Annotated in this window: 17 protein-coding genes; 3 read left to right on the top strand and 14 right to left on the bottom strand. The window is 62.1% G+C overall.

Annotated elements, in window-relative coordinates:
- Position 1: 1 nt before the first annotated feature.
- Complete coding sequence (locus MF6394_RS21880; protein ID WP_078467520.1) at positions 2-253, bottom strand: DUF6124 family protein; 252 nt, start codon at positions 251-253, stop codon at positions 2-4.
- 404 nt (positions 254-657) lie between these two features.
- On the opposite strand from MF6394_RS21880, the gene MF6394_RS34325 reads away from it, so the two are divergent.
- On the top strand, positions 658-1,128 hold the full coding sequence (locus MF6394_RS34325) for a hypothetical protein (protein WP_177345151.1): 471 nt from the start codon (positions 658-660) through the stop codon (positions 1,126-1,128).
- A gap of 980 nt (positions 1,129-2,108) precedes the next feature.
- Here MF6394_RS34325 and MF6394_RS21870 read toward each other — a convergent pair.
- From MF6394_RS21870 to MF6394_RS21835, 7 genes are all read right to left on the bottom strand, one after another.
- Complete coding sequence (locus MF6394_RS21870; RefSeq protein WP_047710695.1) at positions 2,109-3,749, bottom strand: BatD family protein; 1,641 nt, start codon at positions 3,747-3,749, stop codon at positions 2,109-2,111.
- On the bottom strand, positions 3,746-5,485 hold the full coding sequence (locus MF6394_RS21865) for a tetratricopeptide repeat protein (protein WP_078467519.1): 1,740 nt from the start codon (positions 5,483-5,485) through the stop codon (positions 3,746-3,748). The genes MF6394_RS21870 and MF6394_RS21865 overlap by 4 nt, the downstream gene beginning before the upstream one ends.
- On the bottom strand, positions 5,482-6,570 hold the full coding sequence (locus MF6394_RS21860; RefSeq protein WP_044273430.1) for a vWA domain-containing protein: 1,089 nt from the start codon (positions 6,568-6,570) through the stop codon (positions 5,482-5,484). Before MF6394_RS21860 ends, MF6394_RS21865 begins: the two co-directional genes overlap by 4 nt.
- Positions 6,563-7,057: a DUF4381 domain-containing protein gene (locus MF6394_RS21855; RefSeq protein WP_003190798.1), complete on the bottom strand. Its 495-nt coding sequence runs from the start codon at positions 7,055-7,057 to the stop codon at positions 6,563-6,565. Before MF6394_RS21855 ends, MF6394_RS21860 begins: the two co-directional genes overlap by 8 nt.
- The gene (locus MF6394_RS21850) at positions 7,054-7,986 is read right to left on the bottom strand and encodes a DUF58 domain-containing protein (RefSeq protein WP_044273431.1); all 933 of its coding nucleotides are present in this window, start codon (positions 7,984-7,986) and stop codon (positions 7,054-7,056) included. The genes MF6394_RS21855 and MF6394_RS21850 overlap by 4 nt, the downstream gene beginning before the upstream one ends.
- A 5-nt stretch (positions 7,987-7,991) precedes the next feature.
- Positions 7,992-8,951, bottom strand: coding sequence for an AAA family ATPase (locus MF6394_RS21845; RefSeq protein WP_020301524.1), 960 nt, complete (start codon positions 8,949-8,951; stop codon positions 7,992-7,994).
- Between the two features lie 726 nt (positions 8,952-9,677).
- Positions 9,678-10,031, bottom strand: coding sequence for a hypothetical protein (locus MF6394_RS21835; RefSeq protein ID WP_078467517.1), 354 nt, complete (start codon positions 10,029-10,031; stop codon positions 9,678-9,680).
- Positions 10,032-10,513: 482 nt separating this feature from the next.
- Between MF6394_RS21835 and MF6394_RS21830 the strand changes: the two genes are divergently transcribed.
- A complete protein-coding gene (locus MF6394_RS21830; RefSeq protein ID WP_078467516.1) occupies positions 10,514-15,382 on the top strand; it encodes an NAD-glutamate dehydrogenase in 4,869 nt (1,622 codons plus the stop codon).
- Between the two features lie 196 nt (positions 15,383-15,578).
- Here MF6394_RS21830 and MF6394_RS21825 read toward each other — a convergent pair whose 3' ends face one another.
- The 3 genes from MF6394_RS21825 to MF6394_RS21815 form a co-directional block, all read right to left on the bottom strand.
- Positions 15,579-16,265 (bottom strand): GntR family transcriptional regulator, encoded by a 687-nt coding sequence (locus MF6394_RS21825; RefSeq protein ID WP_044273433.1) that lies wholly within the window; start codon positions 16,263-16,265, stop codon positions 15,579-15,581.
- Positions 16,266-16,281: 16 nt separating this feature from the next.
- The gene (locus tag MF6394_RS21820; protein WP_078467515.1) at positions 16,282-16,983 is read right to left on the bottom strand and encodes a FadR/GntR family transcriptional regulator; all 702 of its coding nucleotides are present in this window, start codon (positions 16,981-16,983) and stop codon (positions 16,282-16,284) included.
- 171 nt (positions 16,984-17,154) lie between these two features.
- A complete protein-coding gene (locus MF6394_RS21815; protein WP_169855370.1) occupies positions 17,155-18,480 on the bottom strand; it encodes a C4-dicarboxylate transporter DctA in 1,326 nt (441 codons plus the stop codon).
- A gap of 215 nt (positions 18,481-18,695) precedes the next feature.
- Here MF6394_RS21815 and MF6394_RS21810 point away from each other — a divergent pair, with 215 nt between their 5' ends.
- Positions 18,696-19,325 (top strand): DNA-3-methyladenine glycosylase I, encoded by a 630-nt coding sequence (locus MF6394_RS21810; protein ID WP_078467514.1) that lies wholly within the window; start codon positions 18,696-18,698, stop codon positions 19,323-19,325.
- 150 nt (positions 19,326-19,475) lie between these two features.
- Here the strand turns inward: MF6394_RS21810 and MF6394_RS21805 are convergent, their stop codons facing one another.
- The 3 genes from MF6394_RS21805 to MF6394_RS21795 form a co-directional block, all read right to left on the bottom strand.
- Positions 19,476-19,877 (bottom strand): cupin domain-containing protein, encoded by a 402-nt coding sequence (locus MF6394_RS21805; protein ID WP_047710700.1) that lies wholly within the window; start codon positions 19,875-19,877, stop codon positions 19,476-19,478.
- Positions 19,878-19,961: 84 nt separating this feature from the next.
- A complete protein-coding gene (pdxR, locus tag MF6394_RS21800) occupies positions 19,962-21,395 on the bottom strand; it encodes a MocR-like pyridoxine biosynthesis transcription factor PdxR (RefSeq protein ID WP_078467513.1) in 1,434 nt (477 codons plus the stop codon).
- 70 nt (positions 21,396-21,465) lie between these two features.
- Positions 21,466-22,233 (bottom strand): SDR family oxidoreductase, encoded by a 768-nt coding sequence (locus MF6394_RS21795; protein ID WP_032880837.1) that lies wholly within the window; start codon positions 22,231-22,233, stop codon positions 21,466-21,468.
- Between the last annotated feature and the right edge of the window lie 21 nt (positions 22,234-22,254).

Below are 22,254 nucleotides of genomic sequence, written 5' to 3'. Positions count from 1 at the left end.
GTTATGGGGTGTTAGTGGGGTTGGGCTGCAGGCAATCCAGCGCACGGTCGGCGAGGGTGCGGGCCATGTCGATCAGGTGAGCGGTGGAGCAGGCCATGTCGCGCTGGGTGCCTTTGAGGCCCTCGGCGGTTTCGGTGGCGGTGGTGGCGGCGCAGCGCAGTAGCGAGGAGATGCTGGCGATAGCGTCTTCGAAACTCAGGTCTTCGTGGGCGACGAAAATGGGAAAGGGTGGGTCGGGGACGATTTTGCTCATGGGTATAGCTCCTACTCAGTTGGGGCGCCGTCCTATGCCGTTTCCACACGACAAATTAGGTGGCAGCCATACGCGGGGTGGAAACCGGGGAGTAGGACCCAGTCAGACCGAAGTCTGCCCGCACACAGCCGCCATTGACGGTTGTAGCGCATTGCGCCTGCTAATAACGGGATCTCACACCCGATCGCTGATAGGCAGCGACGAAGCGAAGGCTAGCCAGCGAAATGAGCAGGCGCAAGGCCAAAGGATTGTCTAGGAAACGTCCTGCAAATTAAAGGGATATGGATTGCTGGCCTTTAACAATGCATGTCGAGCGGGCGGTGATAAATGGAACGGCAGGTTGAGTGACGACCACCCACAAGGTGGATTTTTCAATCAATCCCTGAATGAATCAGAGGCCCAGCATGACATTTTCAATAAAGCCACCTTCCATCGCTGCTCCCACCGCTCTACCAGAGCAACTGGAAGCTGACAATCGCTCAACCCAAGCTAACCACCGTCAGACACGAAGCGCTGAGACCCAGGCCAACGCTGCGCACGCACGCCCATTCGCAAGCGTGACTGACCGGCAACTGATAGGGCTGATCCGCGACCATTTCCGCGAGTTCGCCGCTGGCGCGACAGACAGCTATGTGAACTTCAACGAGCTGAGGGAGGCCGCCGGCCTGATAGCCACCGACAGGACATTTTCACCAGAGGCCCACCACGCGGCCAAGGAGTTACTCTCACGCCCAAAACTGCTGCGTAAGCTGGATATCGGCATCAGCTTCTTCGGTGGTCCCGGCAAGGAGGATGGCCGGTTCGATATGGATAACCTGAACTATCTGTACAAATTCCCCCATCGTGAATGGAAGGTGCCGCGTCGTAATCATTAAGTGCAGGCAGGCGTTCGAGCAGGCACTGCAGATCAACTGTGGGAGCAGCCGACGCCTATCTACCTGATGCCCCACGATCAAACTGTGGGAGCGGGCTTGCTCGCGAAGGCGGCCTGGCAGTCAACACAGTTGGATTGTGTACATATCCATTGCTGCGGTAACGGCCGCTTAGGGTTCCGCTCTGACAGCGGCTCACTTTTGAACAGCGCAAAAGTAAGCAAAACGCTCTTGCCCCACCACTCGGCACCTCGCTTAGGCTCGGTGTGCCCGTAATCCGCCAGCGTGGTTTAACGGGGCGCCTGAGATCAAAAGCAGATCAAGATCGAGAGCGGCTCGCTTCGCATCGTGGTTACCGTTGAGCGCTACAGAGTTGTGTAGAGACCTATGCTGCGATGGCGGACGCGGCATAGGTATCTACACAATTTTGGTGCGACGCTGAACCTGTGGCGAGGGAGCTTGCTCCCGTGACGGCCTGACAGCCGACGCTGATCTAGCTGACGCGCCGCAGTCCAAATGTGGGAGCTGGCTTGCCTGCGAAGACGGCCTAACAGTCACCACAGTTGAACCGGGTACATATCCGTTATTTAGGTAACGGCCACCTAGGGTTCCGCTCTGACAGCGGCTCACTTTTGAACAGCGCAAAAGTAAGCAAAACGCTCTTGCCCCACCACTCGGCACCTCGCTTGGGCTCGGTGTGCCCGTAATCCGCCAGTGATTTGGGGGGCCGCCGCCACGCGCCATCCATGGCGCGGGGCGGCTAAACCGGCATCCCTGCCGGTTTACCCCCCAAATCCCTGTCGAATTCCGGCCAGCGTGGTTTGACGGGGCGCCTAAGATCAAAAGCAGATCAAGATCAAGAGCGGCTCGCTTCGCATCGTGGTTACCGGCTGCTGCTACAGGCTACAAAGTTGTGTAGATACCTATGGCCTTCGCGGGCAAGCCCGCTCCCACAAGGTTTTGTGGTGTTGGTTGAGGCTGGGTTATTTGGGGTAGAGCGGCGGTAAGCTGGTGGTGTCGGTCGCCGGGTCTTGCTCGCGTTCGGCCACGGGGATCGCCTTGATCGCACGCCACAGGTCATCACCCAACCAGTATTGGCCGCTTTCGCTGTACAACGCGCCATTCAAACCATCCAGGGCATCTGACAACGGCACAAACCGTGCGGCCATGTCGGCCAGGGTTTCGGGTTGTTGCCGCGCCCAGGCGTCGAGGGCCTGGCGGGTGGCGTGGGGGTCGTTGGCCTGGGTGGCGCGCTTGAGGTCGTCGAGCAGCGTGCGTGGGCTGGGGCCGGTTTGGGCGGCTCGCTGTACCGCCGGCTGCCGGCGTGCGCGCCACCACAGGCCAAAGCCCAGCAGGGTGGTGCAGGCCAGTATCAGTGTGCTCAGTTGCCACAGCCACAGGCGGTCATCGTCGGGTGCGGTGATGATGGTCGGTGTCGCCGGGGTGTCTACCACCAGGCTGGGGTTCACCGCCACGTGCACGGTGCGCGCCGGCAGGCTGGTGCGTTCTAGGTGATCTTCGTGGGTGTTCCACCACACCACTTCCACGGCCGGCAATTCCAGCTCGCCGGCGCGGGTCGGCACCAGGGCTTCGCGGTCTTCACGGCTGCCGGTCAGGCCGCGGTCGCTGGTGCGGTTAGCCATCACCGGTTGGTCGGGGTAGCGGCGCAGGCCGTTGACCTCGGTGCCGGGCAGCGCCGGCAATTGTGCGCTGGACAGGCCTTCGGCCTCCACGGTCAGGCTGCGGGTCAGGGAGTCGCCGACTTGCACGTGGTCCGGCGTGGGGTTCCAGCCTTCGCTCAAGGTCAGGCTGCGTGCGGGCAGCCAGGGGGCGTCGGCGGGGTAGGCGTCCGGTTTGGGTTTGACCGTCAAGGGCAGGGGCGCGGAGCTGACGTGAATCATCTTGCCCGGCTTGGTGCCCTGCAGGGTGTTTTCCTGGGGCGGGCGCGATTCCACCAGGGTGGCGCTGAAGGTCTGCGCCGGAATCACCACGGCGCCACTGTGTTGCGGGTAGAGGGCGTAGCGGGTTTCGATCACGCCATGGCGGATGCTGTTGATGACCTTCTCATAGGTGCGTGATTCGCCCAGTTGTTCGACACGTGCATCCGGTATCTGCAAGGGCGTGAGGCTGCTGTCGTCATACAGCGACACCGAGTGGTACACGCGCACGGTCAACAGGGCCTGGGCCTGCACGTATACGCTGGTCTGGTCGAGGTTGGCTTCGATGAACACCGGGGCCAGTTCGGCGCTGGTGTTCTGGCTGGCGCTTTCCACCACTTGCAGGGTGATCGGCTGAGTCTTGAGCGCGCCTACTTGCAACGGCGGGATGACCACGTTGCCGTTCACCTTGGGCAGCAGGGTGATGATCCAGCGGGTGGTGGCGTGGTTGTCGCCGTCCAGCGTGGTGAGTTGGTTGATCTGGCGGGTGCCGCTGACTTCGAACTGCGCATCCAGGGGCGACAAGTCCGGTTTGCCGAACTGGGTCACATCACTCGATTGCACCGTCAGCTCCACCGTTTCCCCGGAGTTGAGGCGGCTGCGGTCTACGCTGGCGACCAGGTCCGCCGCCTGGGCGTGGCCTGCCGACAGCGCGAGCAGGAGCAAAAGGGTGGTGCGGCGGCTCATCGAGTGGTGTCCTGATGTTGTTGCTGTTCGTACCAGAATTTGCGTCGCAACAGCTCGCCGGGGTTGTCCGGGATCTCCTGCAACCATTGCTCCAAGGCCTGGCGGCGCTCGCCTTCCAGGCGTGTGTCGGCGGGGCGCAGTGGCGGCGTGGTGGTTTGCTCGTCGCCCAGTTCGCTGCCTGGCACTTCGTTGCCGCCTGGCGGTGGCGTAGCGGCTGTCTGAGTCTCACCGGTGCCGGCTTCGCCCTGGCCGTGGGACGACTGCTCGCCACCCTGGGCCGTTTGTGCGCTGGCACCCGGTTGCGCAGTTTGGCCGGGTTGGGAGGTTTCGTCATCTTCGTTTTTTGCCGGCGGCTCTGCCTCGGGCTGTGCTTGCTGCTGCATCAGGGTTTCAACCAGGGCTTTGTTTTTCAGTGCCGGTTGCAAATCGGGCTGGGCTTCCAGGGCTTGTTCATACGCATCAATGGCCGCTTCAAGCTCACCGGCCTTGGCCAGAGCATTGCCACGGTTGTAGTGGGAATAGGCGTCGCTGCCTTGGGCAAACCGCTTGATGGCCTCGGCGTAATTGCCGGCTTCGTACAGCGCCACGCCTTGCCACTGTGGGTCCTGGAAGTGTTCGGCGGCTTCGGCCGGGCGTTTGTGCTTGAGCAGGTACTGGCCTTGTTGGTCGGGGCGCAGCCACAGGTCCTGCAGCCCGAAGGCGTAGCTGGGTTGCGGCACGCCCATCAGCAATAAGGGCAGGCAGAACAGCCAGCCGCGACGCCCGGCGCACGCGGCCAGCAGCAACAACGGCAAGAGCAGCCAGTAACCCTGGTCGGCCCAGGTGTCCAGGCGCAGTCGTTGGCCGTCGTCGCGCAGCGCTTGGGCGCTGTCGAGCATGCCGAGTTGGCGCAGGTCCTTGTCATCCAGGCGCGCCGCACGGTAGCGGCCGCCCATTTCGCTGGCGAACGCCTTGAGGGTCGGGCTGTCTAGACGCGGCACCAAGATCGCGCCCTGGTCGTCCTTGAGAAATTCGCCGCTCTCCTGAGTCACCGGCGTGCCTTCGCGACTGCCGATGCCGAGGATCGACAATGTCGGAGCCTGGGCACTTTGCAGTTGCAGGCGGATGCCTTGGCGCTCTTGTTTGGACAGTGAGGAACCGATCAGCAGCAGGCGCCCGTGGCCGAGACCGCCTTGCTTGAGCAACCCCAGGGCTTTTTCCACGGCCAGGTCGGCTCGATGGCCGGGCTCGGGCATGATCGAGGGGCGCAGGGCTTCCAACAGGTTGCGGCTGGTGGCCAGGTCATCGGACAGCGGCACCAAGGTATGGGCGCTGCCGGCGTACACGATGATGGCTGTTTGCGCATCGGTGCGCGCTTGCAGCAAGTCATATAACTTGCGCCGCGCCTGCTCCAGGCGGTTGGGCGGGCTGTCGGTGGCGAGCATTTGCGGGGTCAGTTCCAGCAGTACCACCAAGGGGTCGGAAGGTTTCTGGCTGGCCTGTTCAACCCGTTGCCAACTGGGGCCCAGCAACGCCAGCACGGCCAACAGCCAGGCGATGCCGAGCACTACCCACGGCGATTTACTCTCGCGGCCATTGCCACCACTGAGCAACTCGGCATGGAACGCCGGCGGCAGGATCATCTGCCAACGCCCGGCGCGCTTTTGCCGATGCCATAGCTGCCACAGCAACCAGCCAAGCAGGGGCAGCAACAACAGCCACCAGGGGCGCAACCAGTGCGGCCACAGGGCGATCATCGACGCCTCCGCAAACGCAGGCGCTGCAGACGCTGGCGCCATTCAGGGTGTTGCTGCAAAAAGATGCTCCTGCTCGATAGTCGATTGAAGGCGCGCTGCAAGGCGTTATTCGGCCAGCGTTCCTGCACCACCAGCAACAGGCTCAACACCAACGCCAGGGCCAATGGGCCGCCGTACAGCGCCTGGGCCGGTCGGGCCTGGGTGGGTTGTTGCTCCACCGGCTCAAGGGTGTCGAGGGTGTCCTTGATCTTCAGCAGTTCCTCGCCGTCACGGGCGCGGAAATACTGGCCGCCGGTGGCCTCGGCCAGTGCCTTGAGCGCCGGTTCGTCGAGGTCCAGGCTCGGGTTGACGCCAAGGATGCCCAGGGAGCCGGTTTGCTCGGGGTCGGCGCCGATGCCGATGGGGTAGATTTTCACGCCTTCCTCGGCCGCCAGGCGCGCGGCGGTCAACGGGTCGATCTGCCCGGCGTTGTTGGCACCGTCGGTGACCAGGATCAGCACGCGGCTTTGCGCCGGGCGTTGGCGCAGGCGCTTGAGGGCCAGGCCGATGGCGTCGCCGATGGCGGTGTTCTTGCCGGCAATGCCGATGCGTGCCTCATCCAGCCAGGTGCGCACGGTACGGCGGTCAAAGGTCAGGGGCGCTTGCAGGTAGGCTTGGCTGCCGAACAGGATCAGGCCCACGCGGTCACCTTCACGCTCCTCCAGAAAATCTCCCAGCAGGTGTTTGACCAGGGCCAGGCGGCTCACGTCTTCGTCCTGCCAATGCATGTCGGGAAAATCCATGGAGCCGGAGACGTCCACCGCCACCAGCAGATCCCGGCCGCTGGCAGCAATCGGTAAGGGTTCGCCCAGCCATTGCGGGCGGGCGGCGGCGGTCAACAGCAGCAACCACAGCACCACGAATGGGGCTTGCTGGCGCCAGCCTGGCAGGTTGACGCGGGCACGGCGGCGGGCCAGGCCCTCAAGGTCGCTGAGGTAGCTGACTTTGAGCGCCGGTTCGCCGCTGTCGGCCACGGGCAGCACCAGGCGCATGATCCACGGCAATGGCAACAGGGCGAAGATCCACGGCCAGGCGAACTCAAACATGTTTGCGAATCCAGGTGTCGACGGCTTGGGTCAGGCCAGCGATGGCTTTGTCGTCGAGCTTGCATTCGGGCTTATAGGCGCCTTCCACCAACACCATCCAGCGCGTCAGGCCGGCGGCGGGGCAGCGGTTATCCAGGAAGGCCAGCCATTTGCGCCCGTTAAGGGTGTGGCTCTGGCTATAAGGGTAGTCGTTACGGCACAGGCGCTTGAGCAGGCCGTTGAGTTGCTGCAACCAGGCGCCAGCCGGCGCGCCGTCGTAGGGCTTGGGCATCAAAGCCAGCTCGGCCAGGGCGGCGATACGCAACGGGTCCAGCGGTTGTTCGGCACGCGCCACGGGGCGGCGGGCCGGCAGGAAACGGCGCAGCCACCACAGGCCCCAACCGAGCAGGGGGATCACCAGCAGCAACAGCCACCAGCCGGGCGCAGGTGGCCAGAAGCCAATGGCGGGCGGGGCGATCAGCGGTTGCAGTTGGTCCAGGCTGCTCATGGTTTTTTAACCGGGCGTTGCGGGTTGAGGTATTCGCGCAGTTGCTCGACCATTTCACTCTGGGTGCTCAAGGGCATCAACAACAGCCGCAGTTTCTGCGCGAGCAGTTCCCAGCGGGCGATGCGGGCTTCGGCCTGGGCCTTGTAGGCCTGGCGCAGGTCGATATTCAGGGTGTCCAGTTCCAATTGCGCGCCTCTTTGCGCGAAACGCAGCAGCCCGGCGGCGGGGAGGGCGTGGTCCAGCGGGTCGGAGATCGGTAGTAACAGCAGGTCGCAATGGCGCGCCAACAGGCTCAACTGTTGCTCGGCGCCTTCGGTGAGGGCGCGCTCATCGCAGATCACCACCACCAGGCTGCCCGGGCGCAGCACCTCGCGGCCACGGCGCAAGGCCATGCCCAGGGCGTCGGCTTCCGGCTGACGCTCGGTGTTCAGGCTCTGGTTGACCCGCACCAGCCGGTTAAGCAGTTGCAACAGGCTTTGCTTGCTGCGCCGTGGCTTGATCTCGTAGTGCTCGCTGTCGCCGAACACCAGCCCGCCCACCCGGTCGTTATGGCCCAGGGCGGCCCAACCGATCAGGCTGGCGGCCTGGGCGGCAAGCACCGACTTGAACATTTGCCCCGAGCCGAAAAACAGCCGGCAACTTTGCTCCACCATGATGAAAATCGGCCGTTCGCGCTCTTCGTGGAACAGCTTGGTGTGCGGCTCCTGGGTACGCGCCGTCACGCGCCAGTCGATGGTGCGCACGTCGTCGCCGGCCTGGTACACGCGCACCTGGTCAAAATCGACGCCACGCCCGCGCAGCTTGGAGTGGTGCAGGCCCACCAGCGGGCTACGTTGACCAGGCGTGGAGAACAACTGCACCTCACGCACGCGGTGGCGCATCTCAATCAATTCACTGAGGGTTACGCGGATGCCATCGCTTGCGTTCATCGACTTCAAGCGACGGCAACGACGTCGAGAATGCGTTGCACCACGCGGTCCTGGTCAACACCGGCGGCTTCGGCCTCGAACGACAGGATGATGCGGTGGCGCAGCACGTCGAACAGCACCGCCTGGATATCTTCGGGGCTGACGAAATCGCGACCGGCCAGCCAGGCATGGGCGCGGGCGCAGCGGTCCAGGGCGATGGAACCACGGGGGCTGGCGCCGTAGGCGATCCACTCGGCCATTTCCGGGTCGAACTTGGCAGGGGTGCGCGTGGCCATCACCAGTTGCACCAGGTATTCCTCCACCGCATCGGCCATGTACAGGCCGAGGATTTCCTTGCGCGCGGCAAAGATGGCCTGCTGGCTGACTCGGCGTTCGGGCTTGGTTTCGCCGTTGAGCGCTTCGCCACGGGCTTGCTGCAGGATACGGCGCTCGACGGCGGCGTCCGGGAAGCCGATCTTGACGTGCATCAGGAATCGGTCGAGCTGGGCTTCGGGCAGCGGGTAGGTGCCTTCCTGCTCGATGGGGTTTTGCGTGGCCATCACCAAAAACAGCGGCGACAGTTCGTAGGTGCTGCGGCCCACGCTGACCTGGCGCTCGGCCATGGCCTCAAGCAAGGCCGACTGCACCTTGGCCGGGGCACGGTTGATTTCGTCCGCGAGCACCAGGTTATGGAAGATCGGCCCTTGCTGGAACACAAAGCTGCCGGTTTCCGGGCGATAGATCTCGGTGCCGGTGATATCGGCGGGCAACAGGTCGGGGGTGAACTGGATACGATGGAACTGCGCTTCGATCCCTTCGGCCAACTCCTTGATCGCCTTGGTCTTGGCCAGCCCCGGTGCGCCTTCGACCAGCATATGGCCGTCAGCGAGCAGGGCGATCAGCAGGCGATCGATGAGTTTTTCCTGGCCGAGAATCTGCGTAGAAAGAAAGGTTCGCAGCGCAAGCAGCGCTTCACGATGTTCCATCGATGACGGTTCCTGGAAAAGATGAGCCTGGGTGTTGTGACAAAACACCGGGCCTGGGGCGTTTACTTTAATGCATCGCGGGGTGCGGCGACTAACGGCTTGATGGGTATTTTTGGCGAAACTTACAGGATTGCGGTGCGCAAGGCATAACGGCTGGGTAGGTAGAGCACGATCACTGTGGGAGCTGGCTTGCCTGCGATCCAGTCAACTCGGTGATTCAGGCACACCGAGTCGATACCTTCGCAGGCAAGCCAGCTCCCACAGTCGACCGCGCCCGGCCACACACTCCACGATGCGAAGCGAGCCGCTCTTGATCTGCTTTTGATCTTGATCTTCGGCGCCCCGTTAAACCACGCTGGCCGGAATTCGACAGGGATTTGGGGGGAAACCGGCAGGGATGCCGGTTTAGCCGCCCCGCGCCATGGATGGCGCGTGGCGGCGGCCCCCAAATCACTGGCGGATTACGGGCACACCGAGCCTAGGCGAGGTGCCGAGTGGTGGGGCAAGAGCGTTTTGCTTACTTTTGCGCTTTTCAAAAGTGAGCCGCCGTCAGGGCGGAACCCTAAGTGGCCGTTACCTAAATAACGGATATGTACCCGGTCCAACTGTGTTGACTGCCAGGCCGCCTTCGCGAGCAAGCCCGCTCCCACAGTTGGATTGTGGGGTGTCAGATTGGGAGGCCGTCTTCGCAGGCAAGCCAGCTCCCACATGGGATCTACGGTGCATTCAGATCCGAATGAACGTGCCGGTGCCTGTGAGGATGTTCTGCAGGGTTTCCTGCACTTCGGCCATGTCTGCCGCAGCGGTGCTGTGGGTGATCTTCAGTTGGTCCTTACCGCCCAGGGCATCGGCATCGCCAGCCGCCAGTTCGATCAATAAGGTGGTGTCGCCCAACGTCACTTTCAGCCCGTCGAGGGTCGAGGGTTCGTAGTCCCAGGTCAGCTCCACTTCATCTTCATCCGGATAACGGGTGAGCATGAACATTTCGCCGTTCTTGCCGTGACAGCACAGCATGGCCATGTTGTCTTCTTCGTCGTCGCACGGGGTGGCCATCAGGGCGTCGGTTTTCAGCTGCAGCATGGGGCAATCCTGTGTAGGGGAGGGCAATTGTGCCACCGCGGCGAATTTTGTGCTTCATCCTGTGTCGGAAGTCAGGCATGACCTGACGGACCGGATCGGTCATTTCTGGTACTGATGGTGTTCAAAGTAGCAAGATTTTCTACCGAAAATCCGGGGTTGCCCAAGTTGCAACCGACACCCTGCTTACCGATGACCGAATATGTCGCAGCGTCGCAAGCAGTGCTCTTCCTACACTCGTTAAGCTGCGCAACGGATGTGCCCTGTGCCAGGCGCCTGACCTGCCCGTCGTATCGTCACCTGGCCAGGGGCATGCCGTATGGAAGTTGTATGTGACCTGACTGTCTTGTCCAGCTTCACCCACCTGTCGCCCTGATTCGTTTATGGTGCTTGTCAGCACACCAGCGAACAGAGCTGACGGTCTCCCCGCAAGGGGACAACACGCGACGCTTTCATCAATAACAAGCCCAAGCGGAGTACCACAGATGGCGTTCTTCACCGCAGCCAGCAAGGCCGACTTCCAGCATCAACTGCAAGCGGCACTGGCGCAGCACCTCAGTGAACAGGCACTGCCACAAGTGGCGCTGTTCGCTGAACAATTTTTCGGCATCATTTCCCTGGACGAACTGACCCAGCGTCGCCTTTCCGACCTGGCCGGTTGCACCCTGTCTGCCTGGCGCCTGCTTGAGCGCTTTGATCACACCCAACCGCAAGTGCGGGTCTACAACCCCGATTACGAACGTCATGGCTGGCAGTCGACCCACACCGCGGTCGAAGTGCTGCACCATGACCTGCCCTTTCTGGTGGACTCGGTACGCACCGAGCTGAACCGCCGGGGCTACAGCATCCATACCCTGCAAACCACCGTGCTCAGCGTGCGTCGTGGCAGCAAGGGCGAGCTGCTGGAAATCCTGCCCAAGGGCACCCAGGGCGAAGGCATCCTGCAAGAATCGCTGATGTACCTGGAGATCGACCGCTGCGCCAACGCCGCCGAACTGAACGTGCTGAGCAAGGAGCTTGAGCAGGTGCTGGGCGAAGTGCGCGTGGCCGTGGCCGATTTCGAACCGATGAAAGCCAAGGTCCAGGACCTGCTGGCCGGTATCGACGCCAGTGCGTTCGCCATCGACGGCGAAGAAAAAGCCGAGATCAAGAACTTCCTCGAATGGCTGGTGGGCAACCACTTCACCTTCCTGGGCTACGAAGAGTTTGTGGTACGTGACGAGGCGGACGGCGGTCATATCGAATATGACGCCAGCTCCTTCCTCGGTCTGACCAAGCTGCTGCGTGCCGGCCTCACTGCCGAAGACCTGCGCATCGAAGACTACGCCGTGGCCTACCTGCGTGAGCCGACCGTACTGTCGTTCGCCAAGGCCGCCCACCCAAGCCGCGTGCACCGCCCGGCTTACCCGGACTATGTGTCGATTCGCGAGATCAGCGCCGACGGCAAGGTCATCAAGGAACACCGTTTCATGGGCCTGTATACCTCTTCGGTGTACGGCGAAAGCGTGCGGGTGATCCCTTATATCCGTCGCAAGGTCGCGGAAATCGAACGTCGTTCGGGCTTCCAGGCCAAGGCGCACCTGGGTAAAGAGCTTGCCCAAGTGGTTGAAGTATTGCCCCGTGACGACCTGTTCCAGACCCCGGTCGACGAGCTGTTCAGCACCGTGATGTCGATTGTGCAGATCCAGGAGCGCAACAAGATCCGCGTGTTCCTGCGCAAAGACCCGTACGGTCGTTTCTGCTACTGCCTGGCCTACGTGCCACGGGACATCTATTCCACCGAAGTGCGCCAGAAGATCCAGCAAGTGCTGATGGACCGTCTGAAGGCTTCGGACTGCGAGTTCTGGACCTTCTTCTCCGAGTCCGTGCTGGCCCGTGTGCAACTGATTCTGCGGGTTGACCCCAAGAACCGCCTGGACATCGACCCGCTGCAACTGGAAAAAGAAGTGGTTCAGGCCTGCCGCAGCTGGCAGGACGACTACGCCAGCCTGGTAGTGGAAAGCTTCGGCGAAGCCCAGGGCACCAACGTGCTGGCGGATTTCCCCAAAGGCTTCCCGGCTGGCTACCGCGAGCGTTTCGCCGCGCATTCGGCTGTGGTCGACATGCAGCACCTCAACAGCCTGACCGAAGCCAACCCGCTGGTGATGAGCTTCTATCAGCCGCTGGGCCAGGTTTCCGGCCAGCGCGAGCTGCATTGCAAGCTCTACCACGCCGATACGCCGCTGGCGCTGTCCGACGTGCTGCCGATCCTGGAAAACCTCGGCCTGCGTGTGCTGGGCGAGTTCCCGTATCGCCTGCGTCACGCCAATGGCCGTGAGTTCTGGATCCATGACTTTGCGTTCATCGCCGCCGAAGGCGTGAACCTGGATATCCAGCAACTCAACGACACCCTGCAGGATGCGTTCGTGCACATCGTGCATGGCGATGCGGAGAACGATGCGTTCAACCGCCTGGTCCTCACCGCCGGCCTGCCATGGCGCGACGTGGCGCTGCTGCGTGCCTATGCCCGTTACCTGAAGCAGATTCGCCTGGGCTTCGACCTGGGTTACATCGCCAGCACCCTGAACAACCCCACCGACATCGCCCGCGAGTTGACCCGGTTGTTCAAGACCCGTTTCTACTTGGCGCGCAAGCTCACTGCCGACGACCTGGAAGACAAGCAGCAACGCCTGGAGCAAGCGATCCTCAGCGCCCTGGACGACGTCCAGGTGCTCAACGAAGACCGCATCCTGCGTCGCTACCTGGACCTGATCAAGGCCACCCTGCGCACCAACTTCTACCAGACCGATGCCAACGGCCAGAACAAGTCGTACTTCAGCTTCAAGTTCGATCCGCGTGCCATCCCTGAGCTGCCCAAGCCCGTGCCGAAGTTTGAAATCTTCGTGTACTCGCCACGGGTCGAAGGCGTGCACCTGCGCTTTGGTAACGTGGCCCGTGGCGGCCTGCGCTGGTCCGACCGTGAAGAAGACTTCCGCACTGAAGTGCTCGGCCTGGTAAAAGCCCAGCAAGTGAAGAACTCGGTGATCGTGCCGGTAGGCGCCAAGGGTGGCTTCCTGCCGCGTCGCCTGCCACTGGGCGGCAGCCGGGACGAGATCGCGGCCGAAGGCATCGCCTGCTACCGCATCTTCATCTCCGGCCTGTTGGACATCACCGACAACCTGAAAGACGGCGCCCTGGTGCCGCCGGCCAACGTCGTGCGCCATGACGACGATGACCCGTACCTGGTGGTGGCGGCGGACAAGGGCACTGCGACCTTCTCCGACATCGCCAACGGCATTGCCATCGACTACGGCTTCTGGCTGGGCGATGCGTTCGCTTCCGGTGGTTCGGCCGGTTACGACCACAAGAAAATGGGCATCACCGCCAAGGGCGCGTGGGTGGGTGTGCAGCGTCACTTCCGTGAGCGCGGCATCAACGTGCAGGAAGACAGCATCACCGTGGTGGGCGTCGGCGATATGGCCGGTGACGTGTTCGGTAACGGTTTGTTGATGTCGGACAAACTGCAACTGGTCGCAGCGTTCAACCACCTGCATATCTTCATCGACCCGAACCCGAACCCGGCCACCAGCTTCGTCGAGCGCAAGCGTTTGTTCGAACTGCCGCGTTCGGCCTGGACCGACTACGACACCAGCATCATGTCCGAAGGCGGCGGTATCTTCTCGCGCAGCGCGAAAAGCATTGCCATCTCGCCACAGATGAAAGAACGCTTTGACATCCAGGCCGACAAACTGACCCCCACCGAACTGCTCAACGCCTTGCTCAAGGCGCCGGTGGACCTGTTGTGGAACGGTGGTATCGGTACTTACGTCAAGGCCAGCACCGAGAGCCATGCCGATGTGGGCGACAAGGCCAACGACGCGTTGCGCGTCAACGGCAACGAGCTGCGCTGCAAGGTAGTGGGCGAGGGCGGTAACCTCGGCATGACCCAGTTGGGGCGTGTGGAATTCGGCCTCAATGGCGGCGGCTCCAACACCGACTTCATCGACAACGCCGGTGGCGTGGATTGCTCCGACCACGAAGTGAACATCAAGATCCTGCTCAACGAAGTGGTGCAGGCCGGTGACATGACCGACAAGCAGCGCAACCAGCTGCTGGCGAGCATGACCGACGAAGTCGGCAACCTGGTGTTGGGCAACAACTACAAGCAGACCCAGGCCCTGTCCCTGGCCGCGCGCAAGGCTTACGAGCGTGCTGCCGAGTACAAGCGCCTGATGAGCGACCTGGAAGGCCGTGGCAAGCTGGACCGTGCCATCGAGTACCTGCCCACCGAAGAGCAGCTCACCGAGCGCGCCTCCAGCGGCAAGGGCCTGACCCGTCCGGAACTGTCGGTGCTGATCTCCTACAGCAAGATCGACCTCAAGGAAGCGTTGCTCAAGTCGCTGGTACCGGATGACGAGTACCTGACCCGTGACATGGAGACCGCGTTCCCACCGAGCCTGGTGGCCAAGTTCGGCGAAGCCATGCGTCGCCACCGTCTGAAGCGCGAGATCGTCAGCACCCAGATCGCCAACGACCTGGTCAACCACATGGGCATCACCTTCGTTCAACGACTCAAAGAGTCGACCGGCATGAGCCCGGCGAACGTGGCGGGCGCGTATGTGATCGTGCGGGACATCTTCCATCTCCCGCACTGGTTCCGTCAGATTGAAGCCCTGGACCACCAGGTTTCCGCTGACGTGCAACTGGAGCTGATGGATGAACTGATGCGCCTGGGCCGTCGCGCTACGCGCTGGTTCCTGCGCAGCCGTCGCAACGAGCAAGACGCCGGGCGTGACACCGCGCACTTCGGTCCGCACCTGGCGGCGCTGGGCCTCAAGCTCGACGAACTGCTGGAAGGCCCGACCCGCGAAGGCTGGCAGAACCGCTACCAGGCCTACACCCAGGCCGGCGTACCGGAGTTGTTGGCACGCATGGTTGCAGGCACTACCCACCTGTACACCTTGCTGCCGATCATCGAAGCCGCCGACGTGACCGGGCATGACGCCGCCGAAGTGGCCAAGGCCTACTTCGCCGTCGGCAGCGCCCTGGACCTGCCGTGGTACCTGCAGCAGATCAGCGATCTGCCAGTGGCCAACAACTGGCAGGCCCAGGCCCGCGAAGCCTTCCGCGATGACGTGGACTGGCAGCAACGGGCGATCACCATCTCGGTCCTGCAAATGGCCGATGCGCCACAAGACATGGAAGCCCGCGTGGCCCTGTGGCTTGAGCAGCACCAGGACATGGCGGATCGCTGGCGCGCCATGATGGTGGAAATCCGTGCTGCAGTGGGCACGGACTACGCCATGTACGCGGTGGCCAACCGTGAGTTGCTGGACCTGGCGTTGAGTGGTCAGTCGGTGTTGCAACCGGCTTGATGCCTCGCTAAACCAAAAGCCCCCGTATCGTGAGATGCGGGGGCTTTTTATTGGCACACCATTTATCAAACAACAAGGGGCAAGTGTGGGAGCGGGCTTGCTCGCGAATGCGGTGCATCAGACACGTATGTGTTAACTGACTCACAGCATTCGCGAGCAAGCCCGCTCCCACATTTTGATCTTCGTACGCTCGAGGTTAGTGGTGTTTGAGTAATTTGCGCTCTAGGTGATCCAGGTGTTGCGTCATCAGCGCTACTGCGGTGGTGGAGTCGCGCTGTTCCACGGCATCCACAATCGCCACATGCTCCTGCCACGCGCAATAGGTGCAGGCCTTGGCTTCAAATTGCGCAATGATCAACGACGTCAACGGCACCAGGCTGTTGAGAAACTGGGCCAGTGGCGCATTGCCAGCCATGTGCGCCAGTTGCAGATGAAACTCTCCGGAAAACCGGATCGCCGGCCCCCGCTGATCACGCTCAATGGCGTCGCGCTCCTGGGCAATCAGCTCGCGCAGTTGGCGAATCTGCATCGCGGTGGCCTGGGCGCAGGCCAGTTGCACCACGGTGATTTCGGTGAGGCGCCGGGCTTCCAGGATCTGCCGTGTGTGCTGGGCATCCGGCGCGGCGACCTGGGCGCGCTGGTTGGGGCGCAGGATGACCACTTGCTGATGGGACAGCTTGGCCAGCACCCGGCGAATTACGCTGCGGCTCACGCCAAAGAGCTCGCCCAGGCCTTCTTCGGTGAAGCGGCTGGCGGGCGCAATGCGTTGCTCAAGGATGGCGTCGAACAAGCGTGGGTAGATGTCGTCCACCGAGGGCTTTTTTTCGGGCGTCCAGCGTAAGGACGTGAGGGTGCAATTGCGTTGCAGGGCGTGAGCGTTCATGGCCGGTCTCCGAAAATCAACTGCCCAGACGGTCGTCCGGGATATTCAAGCGAATGCCCATGCGCAGGCCTTCCTGCAGGATGTGCCGGCGCATTTCGGCACTGGCCAGGGCGCTGTTCTTGTTGCGGATAGCGCGTACCACGGCTTCGTTTTCTTGCAGGCGTTCGGCCAGGTGTTCTGGCGAGTTGCGCAACACCTGGGCGCTTTGTTTGAGCGCGGTGCTGGTTTGCTGCACCACGTTCTGAAAGATCGGGTTGGAAGTCAGGGCGAACAGCTCTTCATGGAAGTCGATATAGGCGTTCATGCCGGCTTCGGCATCGCCTGCATCGAGAGCCTCGCGCATGTCCATCAGGGTCAGGCGCAGTTGGCCGATTTCCTTGCTGCTGATGGACTGGGCCACCAGGCCGACGATGAAAGGTTCGAGGGTGTAGCGCAGTTGCAGGATGTCCTCGAGGCTGGCATCGGCCACGGCGTCGCTCGATTGCGGCTCGCTGACGCTGGTTTCCAGCACGACCACGCCTTTGCCCGGCATGGAGCGCACCAGGCCGAGGGTCTCCAGCACGATCACCGCCTCGCGCAGGCTCGGGCGACTGATGCCCAGCTGTTCGGCCAGTTCACGCTGGCCAGGCAGCATTTCACCGCGGCGCCACTGGCCTCGCGCCAAGGCGGCGCGCAGTTTTTCTACCACTGAATTGACGACGGTTGAGGTGCTGATCACGTCGTGCGCTCCTTGATGTTGTTCATACGATTGCCAAGCGGGCGGTGGTCAAAATGTGGGAGCGGGCTTGCTCGCGAATACGGTGTGTCAGTCACTGGATTTGTAAGCTGAACCACCGCTTTCGCGAGCAAGCCCGCTCCCACATTTGATCTGTGCCGCTCATAAGAGGGGTTAGAACTCCTGATGCGCCGGCAGCACCGGCTTCTTGGCCTGGAAGGCATAGCCTTGCTGGCCGTCGAGCACCTTGTTGGCGCGCTGGATATCAATGTCTTTTTCCCAGCGCGCAATTGCCACGGTGGCCACGCAGTTGCCGATCAGGTTGGTCAGCGCCCGACCGATGCCCATGAACCAGTCCACCGCCAGCACCAACACCAGGCCGACCACCGGAATCGCCGGGATCGCCGTGAGCGTTGCCGCCAGAATCACCAATGCCGAGCCTGGAATGCCATGGGCGCCCTTGGAGGTGATCAACGATACCAGGAGGATGGTCAGCAAGTCGGTCATCGACAGCGGTGTGCCGGTGGCGTTGGCGATAAACACGATAGCCAGGGTCAGGTAGATGGAGAAACCGTCGAGGTTGAACGAGTAGCCTGTGGGAATCACCAGGCCCACGGTGGAGCTGCCGATACCCAGGTGTTCCAGCTTGCGCATGATCTGTGGCAACACCGCATCCGACGAAGCGGTGCCCATCACGATCAGTAGTTCTTCACGCAGGTACTTGAGCAGCGGCAACATGCGCAGGCCCGACAGGCGCATCACCAGCCCGAGGATCACCGCCACGAAGGCAAAGCAGGTCAGGTAGAAAAGCCCCACCAGGCTGCCCAGGTGTTGCAGCGAGTCCAGGCCATAGGTGCTGGTGGTGAAGGCGATGGCACCGAATACGCCAATCGGCGCCAGGCGCACGATCATGCCCATGATGCGGAAGATCACATGGCTCAATTCGTTGATCAGCCGCGAGATGCCGCTGGCCGCTTCGCCCACCAGGTTCAGCGCGCTGCCGAACAGCACCGAGAACAACAGCACTTGCAGCACGTTGTTATCGGCAAAGGCGCCGACCACCGAATTGGGGATCAATTCCATCAGGAACTGGCTGGTGCCGCGGATGTGCTGGCCCTTGTCGGCCAGTTCATTCAAACCGGCGGAAGAGAGTTGCTCCAGGTGAATATTGGCGCCGCTGCCAATGCCGGTGCTGAAGGCCATGATCAGGCCGAGCACCAGGGCGACGGTGGTCAGCATTTCAAAATAGATCACCGACTTGAGGCCGATGCGCCCGACCTTCTTCAAGTCGCCCGCGCCGGAAATACCGCTGACCACCACGCAGAACACGATCAGGCCAATCAGCATTTTGATCAGCTTGATAAAGCCGTCACCCAAGGGTTTGAGTTGCGAGGAGAATTCGGGAAGGGCCAGGCCGCAGGCGATGCCGAGCATCAGGCCAATCACGACTTGCAGGAAAATCGAACGCGAGCACCATCTGAGCATGGGAGGGATCTCTATTCGGTGCCCTGGTGGTTCCAGGGCTTAATTGTTGTGGTCTTACCGGTAAGTCCAGTGCGGGGCCAGTCTACGCTCGGTTTTTTTCAAATCACAAGCAAATATTTGGCGGTTGGCAGGTCCCGGTCTGACCAGTTGGTCGGTAAGCACGATGCTTGAGCGGTTGGCGGGGATTAATTTTTTTTGCGTATCATCGCCTTCGGCATACGAGGTGACGGATGGACCAACCAGGGCTGACAACCGACCAAGCAGGGCGCGTGTATTGCGCTTGGCGCACCGCAGCGCCTGCGTACCTGCATTACCACGACCACGAGTGGGGCGTGCCGGTGGCGGATGACATTGCGCTGTACGAGAAGATCTGCCTGGAGGGTTTTCAGGCGGGGATGGCGTGGATCACCATCCTGCGCAAGCGCGAAAACTTTCGCCAGGCGTTCGAGGGCTTTGATTTTTGCCGGGTGGCGCAGTACGACGAGGCGGACATCGAGCGGTTGATGAGCGACCCGGGCATTGTGCGCAACCGGGCGAAGATCGTCTCGGCCATCAACAATGCACGTCGGGCCTGTGAACTGGTGGAGGAGACCGGCTCGCTGGCGCGCTGGCTGTGGGCGTTTGAGCCCTGCGCAGAAGAGCGGCCGGCAGTGGTGGATATGGCTTACTGGACGGCCAATCCAACGTCACCCGCTTCGTTACGGTTATCCAAAGCCTTGAAGAAGCGCGGCTGGACCTTTGTCGGTCCGACCACGATGTATGCGTTGATGCAGGCGATGGGGATGGTCAATGATCATCTGGAGGGTTGCGAGTGCCGCACGCGCATTGAACACCTACGGCGCCAGTTCAAACGCCCCTGAATCACTGGCAGAGCAGAGTAAAACTGTGGGAGCGGGCTTGCTCGCGAAAGCGGTAGCTCAGGCAGCACATCTGTGACTGGCATACCGCATTCGCGAGCAAGCCCGCTCCCACACAAGCCAGCTCCCACAGGGGTTTTGTGGTGTTGCTGATTATTTGGGAAGCGGGGTAAGTACCTCAGCCTTGTCATCCAGCACCATCACCACCAGCAGTTTGGCCGGTTGGGTCTGGCTGGCATTGCTCGACTCAAAATGCCGCGAGCCGGCCGGTTCGTAGAACGATTGCCCGGCTTTGTAGGTAATCGCCTTTTCATCATTGACCCGCGAGGTGATCTGGCCTTCGAGCACATACGCCACGGCGGTGCCGGTGTGGCTGTGGGGCACGGTGGCTTGGCCGGGGGCGTAGTCCACGGTGAGCATGATGGTTTTCTTGCCCGGCACGTTGGTCAAGGCGTGCTCTTGCAGCACCTTGAGCGTTTCCTGGTTGTAGACCGGGTCGTGGGCAAATGCACTGAGGGAGGCGAGCATCAGTGTGGCAGCGAACAAGCGTTTCATGATGAGGGTTCCATCGAGTTCAAGACCGCTTCACCCTACGCCGCAGAGGGCCCGCCACCAATGACCAATGCGCCGGAAAACCGCCTAGCCAATCTGCAAGAGAATATCGCGAACCTTGTCCAGCGCCGGGTCAATGTCCAGGGTCTCGATGGCGCCGAACCCCAGAATCAGCCCCGAGCGCACCGGCAGGTCGTGAAAGAACACATCCAGCGGGTACAACCCCACCTCGACCTCCCGCGCCCGTTCCATCAGTAAGGGAATATTCACCGGCACCTTGCACAGTGCCGCCAGGTGAAAGCCCGCCACCGTCGGTACTGCCTCGAACCACGGCGACAGATCGCCCGCCAGACGCTGGAGTATGCGTTCGCGACGCCCCGCATAGAGGCTGTGACAGCGACGAATATGCTTGAGCAGGTAACCTTCACTGATGAACTTGGCCAGTGCCCACTGCGGCAAGGTAGCGCTGTGCTGGTCGGTCAATTTCTTGGCCTTGAGCACCGCACCGTAGATGGCCGGCGGCAGCACCGCATAGCCCAGGCGTAACTCCGGCGACAGGGTTTTGGAGAAGGTGCCGACGTAGGTAACCACGCCTCGGGTATCCATGCTTTGCAGGGAGTCCGTGGGGCGGCCTTCGTAGCGGAATTCGCTGTCGTAATCGTCTTCAATGATGATCGCGCCGAGCGCAATGGCGCGGTCCAGCAGGGCCTCGCGCCGCGCCTGGCTCATGGGCATGCCAAGGGGGAATTGGTGGGACGGCGTCACATAGATCAGGCGGGTGCCATCCGGGATCTGGTCGACCTGCAGGCCTTCTTTGTCGACGGCCACACTGGCAACATTGGCGCCCATCGCGACGAACAATTGGCGTGCGGGGCTGTAGCCTGGGTCTTCCATCGCGACCAGGCTGCCGGGCTCAAGCACCACGCGGGCAATCAGGTCCAGCGCCTGCTGTGCGCCGTTGGTGACCACGATATCGCCGGCCCCGCATTTGACCCCGCGAGAAAACGCGATATGCCCGGCGATGGCTTCGCGCAGGGCGGGCACGCCTTCTGGCTGGCTGTAAAAACCACTGTTCTGGGCGATACGACGCAACGCATCCTGGGTGCAACGCCGCCATTCGTCCTGGGGGAAGTGGTGGCGTGTGGTCGCGCCGCCGATAAATTCGTAGCGCAGGATGTCTTCACGGGCGGGGTGGCCCATGGGCGAGGGCAATGCCGCCCATTTGCCCAGGTTGGCGGCGCACGCCAGGTCGGTGGCGGTTTGCACGCGATCGGGTTGTGGCGCCCACGCGTTGACGAAGGTGCCGCGGCCGATCTTGCCAATCAGCAGGCCTTCGTAGGTCAAAGTGGCGTAGGTGTCGGATACCGTCTTGCGCGGGATGCCCAGTTGTTCGGCGAGCAGTCGGCTGGGGGGCAGTTGCGCGCCCGCCGACAGCCGCCCGGTGGCGATGGCTTGGCGCAATTGCTGATAAAGCTGGGCAGCCAGGTCCTTGCGGCCGGTAATGACGAGGTGCAGTTCCATGTTTCATCCTGGGACAGATCGATCTGCGCCAAGGTTACGCGCAAATCGATCTGAAAAAACCCAGGTGAGGTCAGGACAAGAAGCCACCGTCCACGTTGAGCGAAACGCCCGTGGTGTAGCTCGATGCGTCACTGGCCAGGTACAACACCGCTCCGGCCATTTCGCTGGGGTCGGCCACGCGCTTGAGCGGGATCTGCGCCAGGGCAACTTTCAGGATCGAATCGTTCTTGACCAGCGCCGAGGCGAACTTGGTATCGGTCAGGCCCGGCAGCAACGCGTTGCAACGGATACCGAACGCCGCGCACTCCTTGGCGAATACCTTGGTCATGTTGATCACGGCGGCCTTGGTCACCGAGTAGATGCCCTGGAACACACCCGGCGAGATGCCGTTGATCGAGGCCACGTTGATGATGCTGCCGCCGCCGTTCTCGCGCATCAGCTTGCCGGCTTCCACCGACATGAAGAAGTAACCACGGATATTCACGTCGACGGTTTTCTGGAACGCGCCGAGGTCGGTGTCCAGTACGTTGCAGAACTGCGGGTTGGTGGCGGCGTTGTTGACCAGGATATCCAGGCGGCCGAACTGTTCGCGAATGCCGGCGAACACCTGGGTGATCTGCTCCATTTCACCAATATGGCACGCAATCGCCGTGGCTTTGCCGCCGTCGGCGATGATCGCATCGGCCACGTGCTGGCAGCCCTCCAGCTTACGGCTGGAGACAATCACATGGGCGCCTTGCTGGGCCAGTAACTTGGCGATGGCCTCACCGATGCCACGGCTGGCGCCGGAAACAAACGCAATCTTGCCGTCGAGGTCGAACAGGTTGGTCTTGGACATGAGGGTTCCTTGTAGTTGCAC

Source organism: Pseudomonas sp. MF6394 (genome assembly GCF_002018845.1).
Lineage (GTDB): Bacteria > Pseudomonadota > Gammaproteobacteria > Pseudomonadales > Pseudomonadaceae > Aquipseudomonas > Aquipseudomonas lactis.
Note: the sequence above shows the minus strand (reverse complement) of the source record. Positions and strands in the feature narration are given on the sequence as shown.